Annotated in this window: 17 protein-coding genes; 6 read left to right on the top strand and 11 right to left on the bottom strand. The window is 70.0% G+C overall.

Annotation, left to right across the window (positions count from 1 at the left end; all coding sequences use genetic code 11):
* Window positions 1–69: 69 nt before the first annotated feature.
* The 3 genes from BUQ68_RS15090 to glgX form a co-directional block, all read right to left on the bottom strand.
* Window positions 70–849 (bottom strand): PhyR family response regulator anti-anti-sigma factor, encoded by a 780-nt coding sequence (locus BUQ68_RS15090; RefSeq protein WP_075216826.1) that lies wholly within the window; start codon window positions 847–849, stop codon window positions 70–72.
* Window positions 850–990: 141 nt separating this feature from the next.
* Window positions 991–1173 carry a hypothetical protein gene (locus BUQ68_RS24010; protein WP_075216827.1) on the bottom strand — a complete coding sequence of 61 codons (183 nt, stop codon included), beginning with the start codon at window positions 1171–1173 and terminating at the stop codon, window positions 991–993.
* Entirely contained in the window at window positions 1173–3368 is a 2196-nt protein-coding gene (gene glgX, locus BUQ68_RS15100; protein ID WP_075216828.1) for a glycogen debranching protein GlgX, read from the bottom strand. Before glgX ends, BUQ68_RS24010 begins: the two co-directional genes overlap by 1 nt.
* A gap of 791 nt (window positions 3369–4159) precedes the next feature.
* Between glgX and BUQ68_RS15105 the strand changes: the two genes are divergently transcribed.
* A complete protein-coding gene (locus BUQ68_RS15105) occupies window positions 4160–4576 on the top strand; it encodes a response regulator (RefSeq protein WP_075216829.1) in 417 nt (138 codons plus the stop codon).
* 150 nt (window positions 4577–4726) lie between these two features.
* Here the strand turns inward: BUQ68_RS15105 and BUQ68_RS15110 are convergent, their stop codons facing one another.
* The 3 genes from BUQ68_RS15110 to BUQ68_RS15120 are packed head-to-tail and all read right to left on the bottom strand — an operon-like array spanning window position 4727 to window position 7907.
* Window positions 4727–5812, bottom strand: a complete 1086-nt coding sequence (locus BUQ68_RS15110) for a sensor histidine kinase (RefSeq protein WP_075216830.1) — start codon at window positions 5810–5812, stop codon at window positions 4727–4729.
* Complete coding sequence (locus tag BUQ68_RS15115) at window positions 5809–6240, bottom strand: response regulator (RefSeq protein WP_075216831.1); 432 nt, start codon at window positions 6238–6240, stop codon at window positions 5809–5811. The genes BUQ68_RS15110 and BUQ68_RS15115 overlap by 4 nt, the downstream gene beginning before the upstream one ends.
* Window positions 6237–7907, bottom strand: a complete 1671-nt coding sequence (locus BUQ68_RS15120; protein WP_175577826.1) for a PAS domain-containing protein — start codon at window positions 7905–7907, stop codon at window positions 6237–6239. Before BUQ68_RS15120 ends, BUQ68_RS15115 begins: the two co-directional genes overlap by 4 nt.
* 577 nt (window positions 7908–8484) lie before the next feature.
* On the opposite strand from BUQ68_RS15120, the gene treZ reads away from it, so the two are divergent.
* Together treZ and treY are read left to right on the top strand one after the other, a co-directional pair.
* Window positions 8485–10260 carry a malto-oligosyltrehalose trehalohydrolase gene (gene treZ / locus BUQ68_RS15130; protein WP_075216834.1) on the top strand — a complete coding sequence of 592 codons (1776 nt, stop codon included), beginning with the start codon at window positions 8485–8487 and terminating at the stop codon, window positions 10258–10260.
* On the top strand, window positions 10257–12848 hold the full coding sequence (gene treY, locus BUQ68_RS15135) for a malto-oligosyltrehalose synthase (RefSeq protein ID WP_139315252.1): 2592 nt from the start codon (window positions 10257–10259) through the stop codon (window positions 12846–12848). The genes treZ and treY overlap by 4 nt, the downstream gene beginning before the upstream one ends.
* 116 nt (window positions 12849–12964) lie before the next feature.
* Here the strand turns inward: treY and BUQ68_RS15140 are convergent, their stop codons facing one another.
* Complete coding sequence (locus BUQ68_RS15140) at window positions 12965–14164, bottom strand: lytic murein transglycosylase (RefSeq protein ID WP_075216836.1); 1200 nt, start codon at window positions 14162–14164, stop codon at window positions 12965–12967.
* Between the two features lie 118 nt (window positions 14165–14282).
* Entirely contained in the window at window positions 14283–15200 is a 918-nt protein-coding gene (locus BUQ68_RS15145; RefSeq protein ID WP_075216837.1) for a pirin family protein, read from the bottom strand.
* Window positions 15201–15492: 292 nt separating this feature from the next.
* Between BUQ68_RS15145 and BUQ68_RS15150 the strand changes: the two genes are divergently transcribed.
* The 3 genes from BUQ68_RS15150 (at window position 15493) to BUQ68_RS15160 (ending at window position 18839) form a co-directional block, all read left to right on the top strand.
* Window positions 15493–17865 carry a methyl-accepting chemotaxis protein gene (locus BUQ68_RS15150; protein WP_075216838.1) on the top strand — a complete coding sequence of 791 codons (2373 nt, stop codon included), beginning with the start codon at window positions 15493–15495 and terminating at the stop codon, window positions 17863–17865.
* Window positions 17866–17980: 115 nt separating this feature from the next.
* Window positions 17981–18376 carry an ElaB/YgaM/YqjD family protein gene (locus tag BUQ68_RS15155; protein WP_075216839.1) on the top strand — a complete coding sequence of 132 codons (396 nt, stop codon included), beginning with the start codon at window positions 17981–17983 and terminating at the stop codon, window positions 18374–18376.
* A gap of 4 nt (window positions 18377–18380) precedes the next feature.
* Window positions 18381–18839 (top strand): phage holin family protein, encoded by a 459-nt coding sequence (locus BUQ68_RS15160; protein WP_075216840.1) that lies wholly within the window; start codon window positions 18381–18383, stop codon window positions 18837–18839.
* 42 nt (window positions 18840–18881) lie between these two features.
* Here the strand turns inward: BUQ68_RS15160 and BUQ68_RS15165 are convergent, their stop codons facing one another.
* The 3 genes from BUQ68_RS15165 to BUQ68_RS15175 all read right to left on the bottom strand — a co-directional run bounded on the left by BUQ68_RS15165 (window position 18882) and on the right by BUQ68_RS15175 (window position 21995).
* Window positions 18882–19793 carry a DMT family transporter gene (locus tag BUQ68_RS15165; RefSeq protein ID WP_280949702.1) on the bottom strand — a complete coding sequence of 304 codons (912 nt, stop codon included), beginning with the start codon at window positions 19791–19793 and terminating at the stop codon, window positions 18882–18884.
* A 78-nt stretch (window positions 19794–19871) separates the two neighbouring features.
* Entirely contained in the window at window positions 19872–21371 is a 1500-nt protein-coding gene (gene glpK, locus BUQ68_RS15170; RefSeq protein ID WP_075216841.1) for a glycerol kinase GlpK, read from the bottom strand.
* 195 nt (window positions 21372–21566) lie between these two features.
* Entirely contained in the window at window positions 21567–21995 is a 429-nt protein-coding gene (locus BUQ68_RS15175) for an Lrp/AsnC family transcriptional regulator (protein WP_095407348.1), read from the bottom strand.
* Between the last annotated feature and the right edge of the window lie 51 nt (window positions 21996–22046).

Raw genomic sequence — 22046 nt, forward strand, 5'->3', positions numbered from 1 at the left:
CGCAAACAAGCCGGCAACCGGAAGGTTTGTTCCTGCCAATCGCGTGAACCCAGCGCGGTGTCAGCCCGATCAGTCCGCCGCCACGGGACCGGTCGTGCGGAAGAACACGGCCTGGGCGATGACCGCTTTCAGCGCGTCCTCGTAGAACGGCTTGCCGACCACGTAGGTGGGTTCCGAACCGACCCCGGTGAGCAGCCGATCGCTGTGCCCGGTGACGAACACGACCGGCACATCGAACGTCTGCAGAATGGTCTCCACCGCCTCGAGGCCATCACGGCAGTCGTCAAGCTGGACGTCGGACAGGATCAGGTCTGGCTTCAGGATCGACGCCTGGGCGATCGCCGTATCGCGCCGGGTCGCCATGCCGACGACCCCGTGGCCCATCGACTCGACGAGGCGCTTCAGGTCGCCGGCGATCAGCCACTCGTCCTCGATGATGAGAACGCGTGCCTTCATCTGACGGGCGAGGGTGGCGTCTGCACCGGCTACCAGCCGACGGACCGTGCGAAGATCGAAGCCCGTGATGGCGGCGACGTCCGCCTCGTCGAATCCCTCCATGGTGACGAGAAGAAAGACCAGCCGGTCGATCGGCATCATCGACTGCAGCCGCCGGTCCACCACGTGCCCCTCGTGGCTGGCCTGGGCGAGGTGATCGGCGGCCGACTGCCACACCAGGAAGAAGGCGCGGAAAAGGACCGTCCGGGGATCGCTCCCGGCCTCGGCGGGCGCCTTGCCGTCGATCAGCGCACGCAGGGCTTCCCCGACGAGCGTGTCGCCGAACTGGCGGGATCCGGCGAGAGCACGGGCGAAGCGGCGCAGGATGGGAACATGGCGGGTGATCGCACCCATGTGGCCTCGTCGATTGCGAAGAGTACGCGGCGGACCGCTGCCCCTGCCGGGCCCTGACAACGCACCCGCCCCACACGGGCGGAACGGTCGTGACGCCGCCCGGCTTGTGCCGGGCGGCGTCGTGTCGTCAACGGTTCAGGCTCACGGCGTGGCGCCGATGTAGGCCAGGATGAAGCCGATGATCACCAGTGGGATGCCGACGATGAGGACCCAGCGGACCCGGTTCGCCGGCGCCCCGCCACGCGCTTCGGTGGGGCTCACCTCCGGGCTCGGATCACCGGTTCGGCGCAGGTCATCGGGCGTGGGTCGGTCTGGATTGGCCATCAGGTCGGCTCCTTTTCGGGGGTCGGCGTCAGATCGTCGGGGGACATCTCGGGATCGGCGTCGGCCATCGCGTCGGACCCGTCGGCGGTCTCCGCGACCGCCTCAGGGGCCTCGGCACCGGCTGCGGCGGCGCGGAGCGGCTCCAGCGGATCGGCAACGGCCATCTCGGCCTCGTAGATGCGCAGGGACCGCCCGGCGAGCACGACGGATTCGCCGGCGTTCTTCAGGTCCTCGTGGCAGGTGTCGGCGGTGTCGACGAGGCAGAGCCAGCGTTGGTTGCTGGGCGGAATGACGAATTCCACCCCGTCCGGCGCGCCGTTCAGCATGACGAGGAGCGATGGCTCCCGCGGGCGGGCGGGGGCGAGACGCACCGACAGGCACTTGACGTGCGGCTGCGACCACTCGTCGGACGTCATGCGCTGGCCCGTGGAGGAGAACCAGGTCACGTCCGGCACGCCGCGGCTGCCGCGATCGCCGGTCAGGAATTCCGCCCGGGCGACGGCCGAGCGGCGACGGCGCAGGTCCGCCAGCGTGCGGATGAAGGCGACGAGGTCTTCGTCGCTCTTCGACCAGTCCACCCAGCCGATTTCGTTGTCCTGGCAGTAGGCGTTGTTGTTGCCGCCCTGGCTGTTGCCCATCTCGTCGCCGGCCAGCAGCATGGGGACGCCCTGGCTGAGGAAGAGCGTGGCGAGGAGGTTGCGCTTCTGCCGATCGCGGAGGGCGTTGATCTCCGGATCGTCGGTCTCGCCTTCTACGCCGCAGTTCCAGCTGCGGTTGTCCGAGTGACCGTCGTTGTTGCCCTCGCCGTTCGCGTCGTTGTGCTTGTCCTGGTAGGTGACCAGGTCGTGCAGGGTGTAGCCGTCGTGGGCGGTGACGAAGTTCACGCTCGACCAGGGCCGCCGATGGCCCTCGCCGAAGAGGTCCTGGCTTGCCGCAAACCGCGTGGCGAAGGCCCCGAGCATGCCGCTGGTGCCGGCCCAGAAATCGCGCACCACGTCGCGGTAGTCGCCGTTCCACTCGGAGAATCCGGCGGGGAAATTGCCGAGCTGGTAGCCGCCGGGGCCGACGTCCCAAGGCTCGGCGATGAGCTTCTGGTTGCCGAGCACCGGATCCTGCAGGATCGCCTGGAAGAAGGGATGGCGGCTGTCGAAGCCGTCCGGGCGGCGGCCCAATGTCAACGCCAGATCAAAGCGGAAGCCGTCCACATGGTGGACTTCGACCCAGTGGCGCAGGCTGTCGAGGATCATCTGCAGCACGCGCGGGTGGTTCGTGTCGAGCGCGTTGCCGGTGCCCGTGAGGTCGTCGCAGTAGCGTTTGTTGTCCGGAAGAAGCCGGTAGTAGGACATGTTGTCGATGCCGCGCCAGGACAGCGTCGGCCCGAGATGGTTGCCCTCGCAGGTGTGGTTGTAGACCACGTCGAGGATCACCTCCAGGCCGGATTGGTGCAGCCTGTCGACGGTCTCGCGGATCTCCTTGCGGTCGCCGCTCGCCAGATAGCGAGCCTCCGGAGCGAAGAAGGAGAGCGTGTTGTAGCCCCAGTAGTTGGTGAGGTTGCGCTCCAGGAGGTGACGGTCCTGGGCGAAGGCGTGGACCGGCATCAGCTCCACCACGGTGACGCCGATGCGCTTCAGGTGCTCGATCACCGGATCGGTGCCGAGGCCCGCGAAGGTGCCGCGCAGCTTCTCCGGCACGCCGGGGTGCTGCATGGTGAGGCCGCGCACGTGGGCCTCGTAGATGATGGACTTCGGCCAGGAGATGCCGGGCGCGTTGCGGCGGGCGAGATGGTCGGCGACCACCCGTCCCTTCGGGATGAAGGCGGCGCTGTCGCGGCCGTCCATGACGAGATCCGCATCCGGGCCGGCGCCGATGGTGTAGCCGTAGAGGGCGTCGTCCCAGACGAGCTCGCCGACCAATTCCTTGGCATAGGGGTCGATCAGCAGCTTGTTGGCGTTGAACCGGTGGCCGTACTCCGGCGCCCAGGGACCGTCCACTCGGTAGCCATAGACGGCGCCCTCGTAGACGTCCGGCACGTAGGCATGCCAGACGCCGTTGGTGCACTCTTCAAGATCGATCCGCTCGATCTCGTGGATGCCGCGGTCGTCGTAGAGGCAGAGGGTCACGCGCTCGGCGTGATCGGAGAAGAGGGCGAAATTGGTGCCGTCCTGGTCGGGCGTCGCCCCGAGCGGGTAGGGCAATCCCGACCTGAGCCCCCGTCGGGTCCGGTTCTGGACCGCCGGTGCCGGCGGTGCGGACACCGGGTTGGGCTCAGATGCAACATCTGTCATGACCGCTCCTGTCGCTCGGAAAGGCGGCTCCGCCGGCCGTTCCCCGGCGCCGCGCCGCGGAACGGGCCTGTCCCGCCGGCTCCGGTCGGGGAGCACTGGGGTTAGGCGCCGGCGGGAGGTCCGCTGTCGCTCCGGTAACGTGCGGGCTTCTTCGATCGTTCCGCCTATGGTCAGGGTTGCGCTCCAGGATCCGTGCCCCTTTCGCCCCGAACGGGACAGTTGTTGCAATGCGGCATGGCAGCTATTCACCATGCGCATGACCAGCCGAGGCGAGTCTTGGCCGCAATGCCGGGCCGTCACCGGCCGCCGGCCCCAGACGAAACCTGCCTTTGGAGACGTAATCCCCTCTCTTTCTGACACTCTCGAAGGGCGGGACCTGTCTCTTCCCTGTGCCGAACAGGGATTTGATCTCGATTGGAGCGACCGTGGTGAGGCGCTCTTCATCCTGTCGTCGCTCTCGACCTAATCCTTAGGTCGCATTTCGCCGGCTTTCCGGGGCGGCATAGCATCGCGCCAGAGCTTCAGAGCTTGACCTTCTGGCCGCCGAGGCCGCCCGGAACACCGTTCCTTAAGCCTACCAGTGAAGTCCGGGCGCCGATCCGGGAACCCGGAACTGCTCTGGCACGTTGGTTGCTTAGAAACGGCAGGTATTTGATTTTCATTTCGAAACTGCCATTCGATTTCCTTCGGAGACGCGTAGTATGGCGACCCCCAACGTTCTGATCGTGGAAGACGATGCGATTTTCGCCCTGGATCTCCAGGACATCGTCTGGGAATCCGGTTGCACTCCGATCGGCCCGGCGCGCTGCCTTCAAGGCGCGCTGGAGCTGGCGCACAGCTACCCGATCGACATCGCCCTGGTGGACACCACCCTGTCGGATGGCGAGACGGGCCTTGCGGTCGCCCGGCTGCTTTCCGAGCAGTTCGGCATCCGCACTGTGATCGTGTCCGGCACGGTTCCGCCGGCCGACCAGATGGGCGACACGGAGTTCGTGTTTGTGCAGAAGCCGGTGCCCGCCGAGGTGCTGACCAAGATCCTGACCCCCATGGCCCGCACCGGCGCCCAGCGCGTCCGGTCGGTCGCGCGCTATGCCGAGGCACCCGCCGCGGTTTTCTGAGTGGGTCCGGCCGGACGTGCCTCTCCCCGGCATGCATTGCCGGGCTCTTGACGGCCACTGTCCCGATCGGGAGCGATCCTTCTTCCCATGACCGAAGGGCGTCCCGCCAGGGGCGCCCTTTCTTCTTGACGCCCCAGGGCGCGTCACGCCCTACGGGATCGGCGTGCCCGAGGCGGCGCCGGAGGCATCCGGCGGCAGCGCCATGCGCACGATGACGCGCGTGCCGGGTTGGCTGCGCTCCACGTCCGCCGTCGCGTTGAGGGTGTCCAGCATGGCGCGGACTACCCGCATGCCGACGCCCGACCCGTTCTTCGGCGGCGCCTCGGCCGTGTAGCCGACGCCGTCGTCTTCGACAGCCAGGCGGAGGGCGTCGGGATCCCGGGTCAGCACCACACGGATCTCGCCGGTGCCGTCCGGGTAGGCATATTTGTAGGCATTGGTGACCAGTTCGGTGACCACCACGCCCAGCGACACGGCCTGATCGGTCGGGATCCGCACCGGGTCGGCGGCAAGGCGGAGGCGCTGCGGCCGACCTGTGGCCGACAGGGCGGCATCCAACTCGTCGACGAGGCCTTCCAGATAGCTGTGCATTTCCACCGCGCTCACGTCGGCGGACGTGTAGAGGCGCTTGTGGATCTGCGCGATGGCGGCGATCCGCCCCTGGGTCTCGGCCAGCGCCGACCGCGCGGCCGGATCGGTCACGCTCCGCTGCTGCATCGCCACCAGGGAGGCGACCAGTTGAAGGCTGTTGGCGACCCGGTGGTTGACTTCGCGCAGCAGCGTCTCGGCGCGCTCGCGCGCCCGGCGCATCTCGCTCTCCGCCGCCTCCTTGAGATGGCGAAGGCGAACGGCCTCGATGGCCTGCTCGACGGCGGTGCGCAAGAGGTCGAGAAAGACGCCGCCGACGTCCTTGATCACATAGTCGGCCGCGCCGGCCTTCAGGGCGGACACCGCGATCCGGCCCTCGTTGGCGCCGGTCACGTAGATGACGGGCGGCGGGTCCGGCAGCGCCTGGATCTCGGCGAGCACGTCCAGGCCATCACGATCGGGCATGAAATGGTCGAGGGCGACCGCGTCGAACGCCCCGGCCGCCAGATGGGCGAGGCCACTGTCGCCGCCGGTGGCGTGCACCACCGCGTAGCCGTGGCGGCCGAGGGTGCGGGCGACGAGCCGGGCAAGGCCGAGATCGTCGTCGATGTAGAGCAGGCGCAACGGCCGGTCGTCCGAAGGCGTCACGGCGCCTCCGGGATCTGCATCACCGACAGGAAGAGCCCGAGTTGGCGGATCGCCTGGGCGAAGCTCTCGTAGGAGACCGGTTTGGTGATGTAGACGTTGCAGCCGAGATCGTAGCAGCGCTGGATCTCGCGCTGGTCGTCGGTGGTGGTCAGCACGACGACGGGCGCGCGCTTCAGGCGCTGGTCGGCCTTCAGCCGGGCGAGGATCTCCGTGCCGCTCATGTCCGGCAGGTTGAGATCGAGCAGCACCAGGACGGGACGCTCGTCCGGATCGCCCGGCGCGAACAGGTGATCCACCGCGGCGGTGCCGCTGGAGAAGTGCCGGATGGCGTTGCAGACGCCCGCCCGTCGAATGTTCTTCTCGATGAGCCGCGCGTGCCCGTCGTCGTCCTCGATCATCACGATCGTGACCGGCTTCTGGTCTGTCATTCTGAGGCCTGGAAGGTCTGGCTGATCCGCCGGGGCAGATCGAGGGTGAACACGGTGCCTTCGCCCAAGGTGGAGGCGAGCGTGACGCGTCCGCCCACCTTGCGCGCAAGCGCGCGCACGTGGGCGAGGCCTATCCCTTCGCCTGGCCTGTCCTGAACGCCGGCACGGCGAAAGAGTTCGAAAACCCGCTCGAAATCCTTCGGATCGATGCCGCGCCCGTTGTCCGCCACGGTGAACACCGCCCGCTCGTCCGAAAGGCGGCCGCCGATCCGGATGCGAACCGGTCGGTTCTCGGCCCGGTACTTGATGGCGTTCTCCGTCAGGTTGGAGAAGATCTGCTCCAGCGCGAGCCGATCGGACACCACCTCCGGGAGGTCCGGGTCGATCTCCACCGCCCCGTCGACGGCGGCGAGGGACGGCCCGAAGCTGCCCCGGAGCGTCGACAGGAAGGCCTGCATGTCGATCGCCTCCGGGGTGACCATGCGCCGCTCGGCCCTGGAGAGGGTGAGGATGGCGTTGATCAGCCGGTCCATCTTCTCCGTGGACGAGCGGATGAAGCCGATCGCCTCGTCGAAATCCTCCTTGAACAGCCTGTCGATCTCGGGCGACGTCAGGGCCGGCACCGTCGCGATCGCCGCCTCGTAGAAGCCCGAGAGCGCATCTCGCCCGGCCTCCAGCTCGCTCGTAAACCCCATGATGTTGACGAGCGGGGCCCGCAGATCGTGCCCGATGATGTAGGCGAAGCGCTTCAGTTCCTCGTTCGCGGTCTGAAGATCCGCCGTGCGGGCGCGCACGGCGGTTTCAAGGCCCTGGTTGGTGACCTCCAGGACCTTGCGGGCGCGCACCAGTTCGGCGGTACGCTGGCCAACCTTCACCTCCAGGGTCTCGTTGAGGCGGCGGAGGGCGTTCTCCGCCTCCTTGAGGTCGGTCACGTCCGTGTGGATGCCCACCCATTCCTCCACGGACCCGTCCGCGCCGACGAGCGGCGTCGCCCGCACCAGCATGGCCCGGTAGACGCCGTCGTGCCGGCGCAGGCGGTGGCTGGTCTGGTAGAGGGCGCGCGACACGAGGGCGCGCGACCAGTCCTGCGCGGTTGTGCTGCGGTCCTCCGGATGAATGGCCGCGAGCCACCCCCAGCCGGCGGCGGCGTGCTCGTCCTGGCCGGTGAAGGCCATCCACCGGGGCTGCGGGCGGTCGAAGCCTCCGTCTGCCGCGGCCGACCACACCACCGCGTCCGTCGCCGCCACCAGCGAACCGAACCGCTCCTCCGACCGGTTGAGGCGACGCTCCACCGTCTTCAGGTCATCGATGTCCGTGCAGGTGCCGTACCAGCGCTCGATCACGCCCTGGGCGTCGCGAATGGGCAGGGCCCGGCCGAGCACCCAGCGATAGACACCGTCGTGGCGACGGAGCCGGTACTCGATCTCGTAGAGGTCGCCGGTCGCAAGCGCATGGCGCCATTTGCGCCAGGCGTCCGCCTGGTCGTGCGGATGGAAGATGTCGTTCCAACCGGCCCCGTCGGTGGAGCCCTCCGGGACACCGGTGAAGTCGTACCAACGCTGATTGTAGTAGTCGTGAAACCCGTCCGGCCGGGTGGACCAGACCATCTGCGGCATCGTGTCGAGAGCCCGGTGGAGGGAGCTGCGGTCGGCCGAAGAGGGGGACATGTCGGGATCGCGGCGCTGCACCAAGGCGTCCTTTCCGGGGGCTTCGCGGCCCGTGCCGACAAAGCTTCCGTTCAAGTCGGAACGACCCGCTTGGGTTCCAGGCCCGCCTGCCGTCGGCAGGCCCCGGACGCCATATTGCCCTCGCCGAAGCCGCTGCAGAGCCACGCCGACCGCTGGTGAAATCGGCGGAACAAATGACCGCATGGCCGGTTCCCAACAGGCGACCAGGACCCGCCCCGCCGCCGGGGCGGTGACGCCCGATGGCGGGCATTTTTCCGGGGCGCCCATGGGGCTCCGACATGAATCTCATCACCGTGACGAGCGCAAGGGCGGAGCCGGCGAAGGGGGCGGACCTCAACCGCCGGCCGGCTGACCGAGCTGAGCGCGACGGCGGGCGGGCGGGTACGCCCGCCGGCCATGACGTCTGCCTGATCCCGTCGCGGTTCGAGCCCTCCCGCCTCCCCCGGAGCGCTGCCCAGCACCCTTACCGGCCGGCCGCGGCCTCCGCCCCCGTGGACGTCCACCAGCGGGCGCTCGCCCGCGCGCGGTCAAGTGAATGACAGGAGATCCGGTCAACATGCATCCCTTGTTCGGGCCATTGCCGCTCGACGGCGGTGTCGAGTTTCGCATCCACGCGCCGGACGCCGGCACGGTGGAGCTCGTCATCGACGACGTCGCCCATCCGACGACCCGTGACCCGTTCGGCTATTCCAAGGTGTTCGTGCCGGGTGTCGCCGCGGGGACGGCCTATGCGTTCCGCGTGGACGGGCGGGAGGTGGCCGATCCGGCCGCCCGCGCCCAGGAGAGCGACGTGATGGGCCGGTCCCTGGTGGTGGACCCGTCCCTCTTCGGCCGCAACAAGCGCCTCGGCCGCCGCTGGGCCGACATGGTTATCGCCGAGGTCCATGTGGGGACGGTCACGCCGGAGGGAACGTTCCGGGCGCTGATCGACCGGCTGGACCACTATGTGGACGCCGGCTTCACGGCGATCGAACTCCTGCCCATCAACGGCTTCCCCGGCCGGCGCAACTGGGGCTACGACGGCGTTCTCCTGTTCGCCCCGGCCAACGCCTACGGCACGCCGGAGGACCTGGTCGCCCTCGTCGACGCGGCGCACCAGCGGGGCCTCTCGATCTACTGCGACGTGGTCTACAACCACTTCGGCCCGGTCGGAAACTTCATCCCGACCTACGACAAGGGCTTCTTCGACTCCTCGCTGAAGACCCCCTGGGGCGCGGCGATCGACTTCACCCGCGAGATGGTGCGGCGCTTCTTCATCGAGAACGCGCTGATGTGGGTGGATGGCTACGGTTTCGACGGACTGCGGTTCGACGCGGTGCACGCCTATTTCGGCGAGGGCCGGGCGCCCTTCCTGCGCGAGCTTGCAGAGGAGATGTCGGCGCTCTCGCCGAAGCCGCACCTGATCCTGGAGAACGACGACAACCTCGCGGACCTTCTGGAGCGGGACAGCCACCAGGAAGCCGTGCGCTTCCACGCCCAGTGGAACGACGACATCCACCACGCCATCCATGTGCTCACCACCGGCGAGCACGAGAGCTACTACGCGGCCTATGCCGGCGACCCGTCGGCCGACCTCGCCCGGGCGCTTTCGGAGGGCTTCGTCTACCAGGGCGAGCCGTCGTCGAACCGGGACGGCGCGCCGCGCGGCCAGCCGTCCGGCCACCTGCCGCCCACCGCCTTCATCGCCTTCGCGCAGAACCACGACCAGATCGGCAACCGGCCGTTCGGCGACCGGCTGACGGAGATCGCCTCGCTGGAGGCGGTTGCGCTGGCGCGCTTCCTGGTGCTGCTTTCCCCGCAGATCCCCCTGCTCTTCATGGGCGAGGAGTTCGCCACCAAGCGACGTTTCCCCTTCTTCTGCGATTTCGAAGGTGATCTCGCCGAGGCGGTGCGCAAGGGCCGCAAGGAGGAGTTCGGTGCCTTCTCCGGCTTTGCCGGGTCCGATATTCCCGACCCCTTGTCGATGGAGACGTTCGAAAGCGCCAAGATCGACTGGTCGGAGCTCTCCGACGCGGACGCCCAGGAAGCGCTGGAGACCACGCGCCGGCTGCTCTCCATCCGCCGCCGCCTCGTGGTGCCGCGGATCGCCAGCGCCTATCGGGGCGCCGAGCGCGCCCTTGAACGCGGCGTCATCCGCGTCCGCTGGTCGTTCGAGGCGGGCAGCCTGACCATGGTGCTCAACCCGACCGGCGACGACGCGCTCCTCGCCTTCGGGCCGGAGGCGCGCGCAAGCGCCGGCGGCGAGCCGGCCGCCACCACGGGCGTCGTCTCGCTCACCGACACGGGCATCGGACTGGGACCCTGGTCCGCAGCGGCGTGGGCTGGCCGATGACCCGGATCCCGCTGACCGCCACCTACCGGGTGCAGTTCACCCGGGACTTCACCTTCGCCGACGCCGCGCGCCTCGTTCCCTATTTCAAGGCGCTCGGCATCAGCCACCTCTACGCCTCGCCCATCTTCCGGGCGCGCGCCGGGTCCCAGCACGGCTACGACGTGGTCGACCACGACGCCGTCAACCCAGAGCTCGGCGGCATCGAAGGGCTGCGCGCCCTCTCCCGCACGCTGACCGAGGCCGGCCTCGGCATGATCGCCGACATCGTGCCGAACCACGCCGGCGTCGGCGGCACCGGCAATGCCCGCTGGCAGGACGTGCTGGAGTTCGGCCGCCGGTCCCGCAACGCCCGCTTCTTCGACATCGACTGGACCAGCGGACCGCTGATCCTGCCGGTGCTCGACGGCACCCTGGACGAGGTGGCCGCCGCCGGCCGCTTCGGCCTCCAGCCGGACCGCAAGACCGGCCGCGTCGTCCTCACCTTCGAGGATCACCGGCTGCCCTTGCGGCCGCAGACGGTCGGCGCACTTCTGGCCGAAGCCGCGACGGCCACCGGGCGCGAGGACCTTGCCGAAGTCGGCGCCCGCTGGGCCGAACTGGAGCAGATCCGCGCCGCCACCTCCGGCCGCAGGGCCCGCCGCGAGGCGGTGGCCACGGCGCTCGGCGACGATGCCGTGTGCGCGGCCATCGCCAAAGCCGTCACACCCGAGCGGATGGCCGAGATCGCCGGCAGCCAGCACTTCCTCCTGATGCACTGGCGGACCGGCGCGGAGCAGATCAACTACCGTCGCTTCTTCGACGTGAACGAGCTGGCCGGCCTTCGGGTGGAGGAGCCCGCGGTGTTCGACGCCGTGCACCGGCTGCCGCTGGCCCTCGTCCGCGAGGGCATCCTGGACGGCCTGCGGATCGACCACATCGACGGGCTCGCCGACCCGGCGGGCTATTGCGAACGGCTGCGCGCGGCGGTCGGACCCGACGTGACGCTCCACGTGGAGAAGATCCTCGGCGCCGACGAGGTACTCCCCCCGTGGCCGATCGAGGGCACCACCGGCTACGAGACGCTGAACCTCATCAACGGCCTCTTCGTCGATCCGGCGGGCTATGCGACGCTGCAGGCCGCCTCCAGCCGGAACGGGGCGGAAGGCGATGTCGAGGCCCGGATTCGCAGCGCCAAGGCGGAGATCCTGGAGCGCTCCTTCTCGGCCGAGATGGACGTGCTCGCCCGCCTCGGCGCGGACCTCTGCCGACTGCGCGGCCATCCGGTGCGCCTGCGCACCATGCGGGAGATCCTGAGCGGCCTGATCGCCGGGCTGCCGGTCTACCGCACCTACGTGACGGAGACGGCGAGCGAGGCCGACCGGGCCTATCTGGAGGCGGCCGCCGAGGCGGCGCGGCCGCAGCTGCGGCGCGGGGGCAAGCGCGCCCTCGCCTTCCTGGTCCAGGTCATCCTGGAAGGCGCCAAGGACGCCGAGTCGGCCGCCTTCATCCGGCGCTTCCAGCAGCTCTCCGGTCCCGCCATGGCCAAGGGCTACGAGGACACCGAACTCTATCGCAGCATCGCCCTTGCCTCGGTCAACGAAGTGGGCAGCCACCTGACCCATCCCTACCGGAGCAAGGACGACTTCCACGCGGCCTCAAGGGCGGCGGCGGAGCGCGGCCTTACCTCGCTGACGCCGCTCTCCACCCACGACACCAAGCGCGGGGCGGACACGCGGGCCCGGCTCAATCTCCTGTCGGAGATCGCCGAGGCTTGGACCGAGCAGGTCCGGCGCTGGCGCGACCGGCACGCGGAGCTCCGCCGGCCCATGCCGGACGGCGGCGAGGGTCCTGACGCGGTGGACGAGAGCCTCGTCTACCAGACGCTGTTCGGCGCCTGGCCGATCACGGCGGATCGGATCCGCGAATACCTGACCAAGGCGCTCCGGGAGGCCAAGCGGCACACCACCTGGATCGACCAGGACGCCGACTACGAGGCCGCCACCCTGGACTTCGCCGCCACGCTGGTGGAGGGGGAGGCCGGCGCTTCGTTCCGGCGGGATCTGGAAGCCCTGGTGGCCGAGTACGATCCGGCCGGGCGGCGCAACAGCCTCGCCCAGACGGCCCTGCAGCTGACCATTCCGGGGGTGCCGGACATCTACCGCGGCTCGGAGTTCTACGAATATGTGCTGGTCGATCCGGACAACCGTCGGCCGGTGGACTTCGAGGCCCGACAGGCGGCGCTCGGCGACGACGGACCGGAGGACGAGCCGCCGGGCCGGGCCAAGCAACGGCTCATCGCCGCCCTCCTGGAGGTGCGGCGCGCCTATCCGGACGTCTTCCTGAAGGGCAACTATACGCCGCTGCCGGTGGTCGGCGCCGACGACGTGATCGCCTTCGCCCGCCGCTACGACGGCGAGGCCCTGGTGGTGGTGGTGCCGGTGCGCGGCACCGGGCCGACCGCCGGCATGGTGGTGGTGGACGTGGGCTCCCTGCCCCAGGCCCGCTGGCGGCCGATCACCGGCGCGCGGGAAATCCGCGCCGAAGGCCGGCTGCTCAGGATCGGCCGCGGCTCCCTGCCGGCCGCGGTCATCTCCATCGCGCACGACTGATCGGGCGGTCGTCCCGGCGAAGCGCCTTCACGAACGGAAAACGGGACGGGTGCTGAAGCGCCCGTCCCGTTCTCGCAAGATGAGGCGGCTCGCCGCGGCCAGCGGGCGTCCGCGCTTCAGCGCAGCGCGGCGAGGAGCGCGTGGTCCGGCCAGCCGTCCGCTGGCAGGCCGAGTTGCATCTGCATGGTGCGGGTGGCGGTGCGGGTCTGGCGGCCGAGCTTGCCGTCGATCGGCCCCGGATTGACGCCGCGGGCGGCAAGGCCCTGCTGCAGCGTCTTCAATTCCGCCGCCGAGAGCGCGTCCACCTTGCCGTTCCCCTTCCCGACCGGACCGGCGCCGGAGAGGCGGGTGGCGAAGTAGGCGGCGGTCGTCGCGTAGACGAGCGACTCGTTCCACTGCAGGTAGACGTCGAAGTTGTGGAAGGACAGGAAGGCCGGACCGTTCCGCCCCATCGGCAGGAAGAGCGAGGCCGGCAGGTTCGGCAGCGCCTTGCCGTCCGCCGCCCGCACGCCGGCCGCCTGCCAGTCGGCGGTGGAATGCTTGATCGAGAGGTCCGCCTGCTCCCACGGCATGTCGGTCGGGATGGAGACCTCGCGCAGCCACGGCTGGCCCGGCCGCCAGCCGAGCTTCGCCAGATAGTTGGCCGTGGAGCCGAGCACGTCCGGCACCGAGCGGATCAGGTTGCTGCGCCCGTCGCCGTCGTAGTCGATACCGTAGCGCAGGTAGTTCGTGGCGAGGAACTGGGTCTGGCCGAGTTCGCCGGCCCAGGCGCCACGCATCTCCGACGCAGACAGGTCGCCGCGTTCCACGATCCGGAGCGCGTCCACCAGCTCCTCGCGGAACATCTGAGGGCGGCGGCAATCGTAGGCGAGCGTCGCCAGCGAGCGGAGCGTGCTCATGTCGCCGGTGTTGGCGCCGAAGTCCGTCTCCAGGCCCCACACCGCCACGATCACCGGCGCCGGAACGCCGAAATCGCGCTCGATCCGATCGAACAGCGCCTTCTGCTTCTTCATCTGGGCGGCGCCGCTCTGCATGCGGTTCGACGACACCATACGGCCGGCGAACTCCAGGAAGGTCTGCGAGAAGACCTTCTGGCCGCGATCCTTGGAGATGACGCTCTTGTCGTAGGAGACGCCCTGAAGGGCGCTTTCCACCACTTGCGGCGAGACCCCGACGGCCACCGCCTCCTGCTTGAAGGCCTGCAGCCAAGCGCCGAAATCGCCGCCGTTGCCGCACGCCGCCGCGGCCGGCGCCGCCGCCATCCCGATCATCACCGCCGCCGCCGCCACGGTGCGCGCCATCGTCTGCATCGTCATCTGGTCCGAATCCCGGCTTTGAGCCCCGCCGGACCATAGACCGACGCGCGTTCGGATTGAAGACGGGCGCGCGGCGTGGCGTTTCCTGCTGGCCTCGGGCCTGACGGCCCGCCGGGTGTCAGTCCGGCAGCGGGATGAACTCGCCGTCGCCCGGGACCTTCGGGAAGGCGCCGGCCTTCCAGGCGGCCTTGGCCGCCTCGATGCGGTCCTTGTCGGAGGAGACGAAATTCCACCAGATGTGCCGCGGCCCGTCCATCGGTTCGCCGCCGAGCACCAGCAGGCGGCTGTCCTCGGTCGCCGTCACCGTGATGGCGTCGCCGGGCCGGAAGACCAGAAGACGACCCGGACCGAAGGCGTCGCCGGCGATGGTGACCATGCCGGAAAGGGTGTAGATCGCGCGCTCCTCGTGGGTGGCCGGGATGGGAAGGCTCGCGCCGGCGGCGAGGATCGCGTCGGCATAGATGGTCTCGTGCAGGGTCTCCACCGGCGAGGTGATGCCCCAGAGCGAGCCGGCGATGACGCGCACCTTCTTTCCCTCAGCCTCGAGGGCCGGCAGATCACCCTTGCCCACGTGGACGAAAGCCGGCGCGGTCTCCTCGTGCGCCTTCGGCAGAGCCACCCAGGACTGGATGCCGAACAGGGGTCCGCCGGACGCCTTCAGGGCGGGGCTGGTCCGCTCCGAATGAGTGATGCCGCGCCCGGCCGTCATCCAGTTCACGTCGCCCGGGCGGATCGGCAGGTCGCTGCCGAGACTGTCCCGGTGAATGATCTCGCCTTCATAGAGATAGGTCACCGTGGCGAGGCCGATGTGCGGGTGGGGGCGCACATCGATGCCCTGGCCGGTGATGAATTCCGCCGGTCCCATCTGGTCGAGGAAGACGAAAGGGCCGACCATGCGCCGGCCGATCGCCGGCAGCGCCCGGCGGACCTCGAAGCCGCCGAGGTCGCGGGCGCGCGGGACGATGACGGTCTCCACCGCCGCGTTGGGCTCCAGGCGGTCCGCGTCGCCGTGAAGGTCTCTGTCCGAACGGGTCATGGGCGGCTTGTCCTTGTCGTTATTTCCGGCCCCGAACCTAGGCCGCCGCCGGGCTCCTGTCTGTCCCTCGCGCTGTGGACGAGCCGTTCACGGGCGGTGTTCAATCCGGCGAAGACGGCCGCCAACCGTCAGTTTCGAGGTGATCCCATCAAGGAAACCGTGGATCTCATGGTAAACATAGGCCGACGTTATTGAACTTAAGCAATTACACACGTTCGCATGGTCCTATGCGTCAACAATACAAGGGGAGTGGACCATGCGCTGGACGGGCGGCTGGATCGCGGATCGCAGAATGACCACCAAGATCGTGGCCGCTTTCGTGCCGATCCTGGTGCTGAGCGCGGCCGTCGGGGCGACGGGGCTCTATTTCGTCGACGGCCTGCAGAGCCGGATGGATCGCACCGCCCGCACCACGGATGGCCTCAGCGGCCTGCAGCGGCTGGTCGCCGACGTGGGCACCTTTGCGGCCCGGCCGGACGACACGCTCGCCCGCGGGATCGACATGGCGATCCGGGAGCAGACCGCGCGCCTCGACCAGTTGCGCGCCCTGATGCCGACGCCCGACGACGCGCGCATGCTCGACATGGCTTCCACCGCCGTTGCCGGCCTCAAGGCCCGGCTCGACGAGACGGGCGCCGCCCGCACGGCGCTCTTGACCTCCACCGACACCATCCGCGGCGTGGCGGCTGCCGTGCAGGGGGCCAGCGTCGCCCTCTCCGACGCCGCGACGCGGCTGGACCGGGACGGCGGACGCAAGGACCAGGTGGCGCGCGACGCCGTCAAGAGCGCCGGCCGGCTGATCGCCGCCGCCTCCGACATCGAGACCGAGAGCCGCCGGCTCGCCGGAACGCTCGTCCTCGCGGGCGCGCCGCCGGAGACCCTCGCCGCCGACGTCGGCGTCTATGAGGCCGCCGTCGCCAAGGCGATCCGCAAGGCCCGCCCGGTCGCCGGCGGGGCCGGCGAGACCCTGAAGGGCACGGAAGCCGCCGTCGCCGCGGCCCGAGAGGCGCTGGGCCGGACGGGCGAGGGCAATCCGGTCGCCCGCATCGCGGCGGCCGGCGCCCTGGTGCAGGCCGAAGGCGCCGCCGCCGCCCTCCGCGCCGCCGGCACGTCGGCGCTGGTCGCCGCCCTCGACGGCGCCGCCACGGCGGACGGCCTTGCGGTCGCCCGCAAGGGGATCGTCGACGGCGCCAACAAGTACGCGGCGGCGACGCAGAAGCTGATGCTGGACACGGTCGTGTTCACCTCCCGGCCCGACGCGCAGAGCCGCTCCAGCCTCGGCGCCCAGGTGGACCAGGTGGCCCGGATCGCCGCGGTGCTGTCGACCGACGGCGCATCCGAGGAGGAGATCCGCGGGCTCTCCGGCACGGTGCAGCCGCTCCTGGAAACCCTGAAGGCGGAAGCCGACATCGTCCTTGCCAGCCAGACGGTGGCCGAGGCCGGCCTGAAGGCGGTGAACACCGACCTCGGCCGCGCGGCGGCCGTGCTGACCCAGCTCGCCGCCCGCGAGAAGGCGGCGGCGGCGAGCGACCGCACCGAGGCGCTGACCGGCATCCTCGCGGCACTGGCCGCAGCGGTGGTGCTCAGCCTCCTGATCGGCACCGCGCTCGTACTCCTCGTCCAGCGTCCGATCCGTGCGCTCACCGGCGCCATGTCGCGGCTCGCCGCCGGCGACACGGCCCTTTCGCTCTCCGGAGAAAAGCGCCGCGACGAGATCGGCGACATGACCCGCGCGGTCCTCGTGTTCCGCGACAACGCGGTCGAACGCCAGGAGCTGCAGGCCAAGGCGGACGCGGAAGGCCGGGCCCGCGAGGCGCGCCAGGAGGCCGTGGACGCGCTCGTCCAGGAATTCGACGCCCGGGCGGAACGCCTGCTCGGCCTGGTGGCGACGAGCGGCACCACGCTGCAATCCACCGCCGACCGGCTGAACGGGATCGCGTCCGCCACAGCGGCCCGGGCGGTCTCCGCCCGCGCGGCCTCCGACGAGGCGTCCGTCAACGTGCAGACCGTGGCGAGCGCCTCGGAAGAGCTGTCCGCTTCGATCGGTGCCATCTCGTCGGACGTGGAGCGCACCATGGTGATCGTGGAGGCGGCCCGTTCGCGCGCCACCGAGACCAACGCCCAGGTGACGGCCCTTTCCGACGCCGCCACCCGCATCGGCGACGTGGTGAAGCTGATCTCCTCGATCGCGGAGCAGACCAACCTCCTGGCCCTCAACGCCACCATCGAGGCCGCCCGAGCCGGTGAGGCCGGACGCGGCTTCTCGGTGGTCGCCGGCGAGGTGAAGTCGCTCGCCGGCCAGACCGCCAAGGCGACCGAGGAGATCGCCGCCCAGGTTTCGGCCATCCAGAGCTCCACCGCCGACGCGGTGGGCGCGATCGAGACCATCGTGGAGACCATGCAGGAGATCGACCGGCGCACCTCGGAAATCTCCGCCGCCGTCGCCCAGCAGGGCTCGGCGACGATAGAGATCTCGTCGAACGTGCATCAGGCGGCGCACGGCACCGCCCGCGTGGTCTCCGACATGGACGATCTCAACCGCGCCGTGGCCGAGACATCGGAGACCGCCGGCGCCGTCCTGGAGGCGTCCGCCGCCATGCGGGCGACCGCCGACGACCTGAAGGCGGCCATCGGCGGTTTCCTGAAAAACGTCGCGGCGGCCTGACGGGAACGGCGGGCAGGCGATCCTTGCCGCCACGGCAAAGCCGAAGCCTCGGAACAAACCGACCGGGGGCGGGTTCCTTGATGCGTCGCCAACGACGACCAAAGGGATTTGCACCATGGCCAACGGCCCGACCAGCCGCGTCTCCGACGCCACCACCGCCTCCGGCAGCACCGCCTCGGGCGGCACCGCCGCCAGCACCGTCCTCGGCAGCGATGCCGAAAGCCGCCGCCTCGAGGATGAACTCGCCGAGCTGAAGAAGGAGCTTGCGCGGGTGTCGTCCCTCGTCGGCGACATCGCCACGCACCGCTACGAGGCCGCCAAGGACCGTGCGGCCGGCTATGCCGACGAAGCCATGCGCCAGGGCGCGGTGCTGCGCGACGAAGCCTATGCCCGTGCCGGCGCCCTGGAGGCGGAGGCCGAGCGCACCATCCGCGAACGTCCGCTGACCGCCGTCGCGGTGGCGGCCGGTGTCGGCTACCTGATCGGTCTCATCTCGCGCTCGTCGCGGTGATCCGATGCTGGGGCCGATCGTCTCCGCTCTCGCCTTCGCGCAAGCCAGGCAGTCGGCCGGACGGGCCGTTCGCTCGCTGATGCTGGGCGTGGCGGCGGCCGTGGTCGGGCTCATGGCGTTCGCCTTCGTGCTGGCCGCCATCGTCATCGCCCTCGCGCGCGCGGTGGGCCCGATCTGGGCCTGCCTCATCGTGGCGGCGGTGTTCGGCCTCATCGCTCTGGTGATCCAGATGGTGCGCCTGTCGGCGCAGCGTCGTCGCCACGCGCCTCTCGGCGGGCTCGGCATGCTGGGCACGCTCGGCATGGGTGCCGCGGCCGGCTCGGCCGCCGGCGAGGATGCCGCCGAGGACGCCCTGCCGCGCCGCCGCCGACCCTCGTCGGTCCGCCGGAACCTGATGAGCCGCAAGGGCCTGCTCATCCCGGCGGCCGCCTTCCTTGCCGCCGTCTTCGTGGCCCGTCGATAAGCAAGCGAACCGCCCCGCCGCAGTCCGACGGGGCGGCTTGCCTCAGACCATGTCCTGGACCGACGCCTTGGCGAGGGTCTTCTGCCGCTCGAAGATGAAGAGACCGGCGCCGACGATGATGCCGGCGCCGATCAGCATGTTGGTCTGCGGCACGTCGCCGAAGATGAAGTAGCCGAACACGATCGCCCACAGGAGCAGCGTGTACTGCAGCGGCGCCACCACGGCGGCCGGCGCGAGCTTCAGCGATCGGTTGATCAGGATGTGCGCCGTCATGGCGACGACGCCGAGCGTGCCGAGAAGCGCGAAGTCGAAGGGCGTCGGCGTCACCCAGCCGAACGGCGCCATGGCGAGACCGGCGACCAGCGCCCCCACCGTCTGCCAGAACACCAGCGTGGTATCCGGCGTCGCCCGAAGCTGGCGGCTCTGCACCACCATCAGGGCGTAGCAGAGGCTGCCTGCGATGGAGATGAGCGACGGCCAGGAGAGCGTCTCCCCCGACGGGGACAGCACCACCAGGACGCCGATGAAGCCCACCAGGATGGCCGTCCACCGGCGCCAGCCCACCTTCTCGCCGAGGAGGAAGGGCGACATGGCGGCCACGTAGATCGGGCCGGCCAGGTAGAAGCTCATCACGTCGGCGATCGGCAGGTAGATGACGGCGGTGTAGAAAAGCGTCACCTCCACGGTGGAGCAGAGGACGCGCACCACCTGGGTGACCGGGCGCTCCACCACCACCAGCCGCCGGACGCCGGAGCGGGCGATCAGGGGCGCCATCACGACGAGCGCCGCGAGGCTGCGGATCAGGAGCACCTGCCCGACCGTGTAGGTGGCGACCAGCCACTTTCCCATCACGTCGTTGAGGGCGAACATGAAGTCGCCGAGAAGCATCAGCACCACGCCAAGCGCGATGGTGTTCTTCTGGCGGTCGAGCGACGTGGTGATCTGAGCAAGCACGGGTCGAGTGTCCGAACAGCGCCGCCGTCCGGCGCCAGACGGCGGGAGGTATCAGGTCCCGGCCGGTTCGGCGAGCGGTCAGTTCTGCAGGGGGTGGGTCAGCGTCCGGCGGACCGCATCCGCCCAGCCGGCGAGCTTCAGCGTGCGGACCTCCTCGTCCATGGCCGGCAGGAAGCGCCGGTCGAGCCGCCAGCTCGCCGAGAAGCCCGCCTGATCCGGCCAGACGCCTGCCTGCCGGCCGGCAAGCCAGGCCGCGCCGAGGGCGGTCGTCTCCAGCACCGTCGGCCGGTCGACGCAGGCGTCGAGCAGATCGGCGAGCCGCTGCATGGTCCAGTCGCTCGCCACCATGCCGCCGTCGACCCGAAGCACCGTGTCGGCGTCGCCCGCCCAGTCGCGCCGCATGGCCTCCAGGAGATCGCGGGTCTGGTAGCAGACCGCCTCGAGCGCCGCCCGGGCAAGCTCGTTCGGACCGGTCGCGCGGGTGAGGCCGAAGATCGCCCCGCGCGCGTCCGCATCCCACCAGGGTGCACCGAGGCCGGTGAAGGCCGGCACCATGTAGACGGTCTGGGCCGGATCCGCCGCCTCCGCCATCGGGCCGGTCTGATCGGACCGCTCCACCACCTTCAGCCCGTCGCGGAGCCACTGGACGGCGGCGCCGGCGACGAAGATGGAGCCCTCCAGGGCGTAGGTGGTCTTCCCGTCGAGCCGATACGCGATGGTGGTGAGGAGACGGTTCTTCGACGGCACGAAGTCCGGCCCAGTGTTGAGCACGGCGAAACAGCCGGTGCCATAGGTGGACTTGATCATGCCGGGCGCGAAACAGGCCTGGCCGACGGTCGCCGCCTGCTGGTCGCCGGCGATGCCCCGGAGCGGAATGGCGGCGCCGAAGAGCGACGGGTCGGTGGTGCCGAAGTCGGCCGCGCTGTCGTGCACCTCCGGCAGCATCGCCCGCGGCACCCGGATGAGGGCGAGGAGGTCGTCGTCCCAGTCGCCGCGGCGAATGTCGTAGAGGAGCGTGCGCGAGGCATTGGTGGCGTCCGTGGCGTGCACCCGGCCGCCGGTCAGGCGCCAGAGGAGGAAGCTGTCCACCGTGCCGAAGGCGAGCGCTCCCGCCTCTGCCCGCGCCCTTGCGCCGGATACGTTATCGAGGATGTAGGCGACCTTGGTGCCGGAGAAATAGGGGTCGAGGATGAGGCCGGTCTTTGCCGACACCATAGGCTCCGCGCCGTCCGCCTTCAGCCGGTGGCAGACCTCCGCGGTGCGCCGGTCCTGCCAGACGATGGCGTTGTGGATGGCCTGGCCGGTCTGCCGGTCCCAGACGACGGTGGTCTCGCGCTGGTTGGTGATGCCGATGCCGGCGAGATCCGCCGCCGAGAGGCCCGCGTCGGCGAGCGCGAAGCGCACCGTGTCCAGGGTCGTTCGCCACAGGTCCTCCGGGTCGTGCTCCACCCAGCCGGACGCCGGGAAGTGCTGCGGGAATTCCTGCTGCCCGACGCCGCGCACCCGGTAGCTGTCGTCGAACACGATGGCGCGCGTGGACGTGGTGCCCTGGTCGATCGCCAGAATGAAGCCGCTCATGCGTCTTTCCTCCCCGAATGCCCACCCGGCCGTCAGGCCGGTCCGGCCATGCGGCCGGCTGGACCGTCTCGGCGGCGAGGCTCCCCTCCCTGTCCGCCCGCGGTCTTCTCTAGGTCGTCGCGAACTGTCCGCCGGAATGAAACGAAAGTCAAACGAAAGGAAAGCGAAACAGCCGTCGCGGGTCGCCGTGGGCCGTCAGCGATCGATCCGGGTGGAGAGCAGGATGGCCGACGCGGTGCGCTCCACCCCTTCGAGCGCGCCGATCCGGTCGATCACCGCGTCGAGTTCGGCGACCGAGGGCGCCGACACGTGGACGATCATGTCGACCGGTCCGGACACGGAATGAAGCTGGCGCACCTCAGGCATCCGCCGGAGCGCCGCCTCCACCCCGGCGGAGCGCTTGGGATGGCAGACGAGCGTGATGTGCGCCCGCACGGACCGGTTCTCCAGGTCGCCCATGAGCCGGACCGTGTAGCCGAGGATCACGCCGGACGTCTCCAGTCGCTGTAGGCGCGCGGTGACGGTGGAGCGCGACAGGCCGAGCCGGCGGGCAAGGTCCACCGTGGAGGCCCGGGCGTTCTCCCTGAGAAGGGCCAGGATGGCCTTGTCGGTGTCGTCGAGCAGCATAGTGTCGAGCATAGGCGAGCAAAGTGACGAAAGAAAGCGCGCAGACCG

The sequence above is a fragment of the Mongoliimonas terrestris genome, assembly GCF_001927285.1.
Taxonomy (GTDB): domain Bacteria; phylum Pseudomonadota; class Alphaproteobacteria; order Rhizobiales; family Pleomorphomonadaceae; genus Chthonobacter; species Chthonobacter terrestris.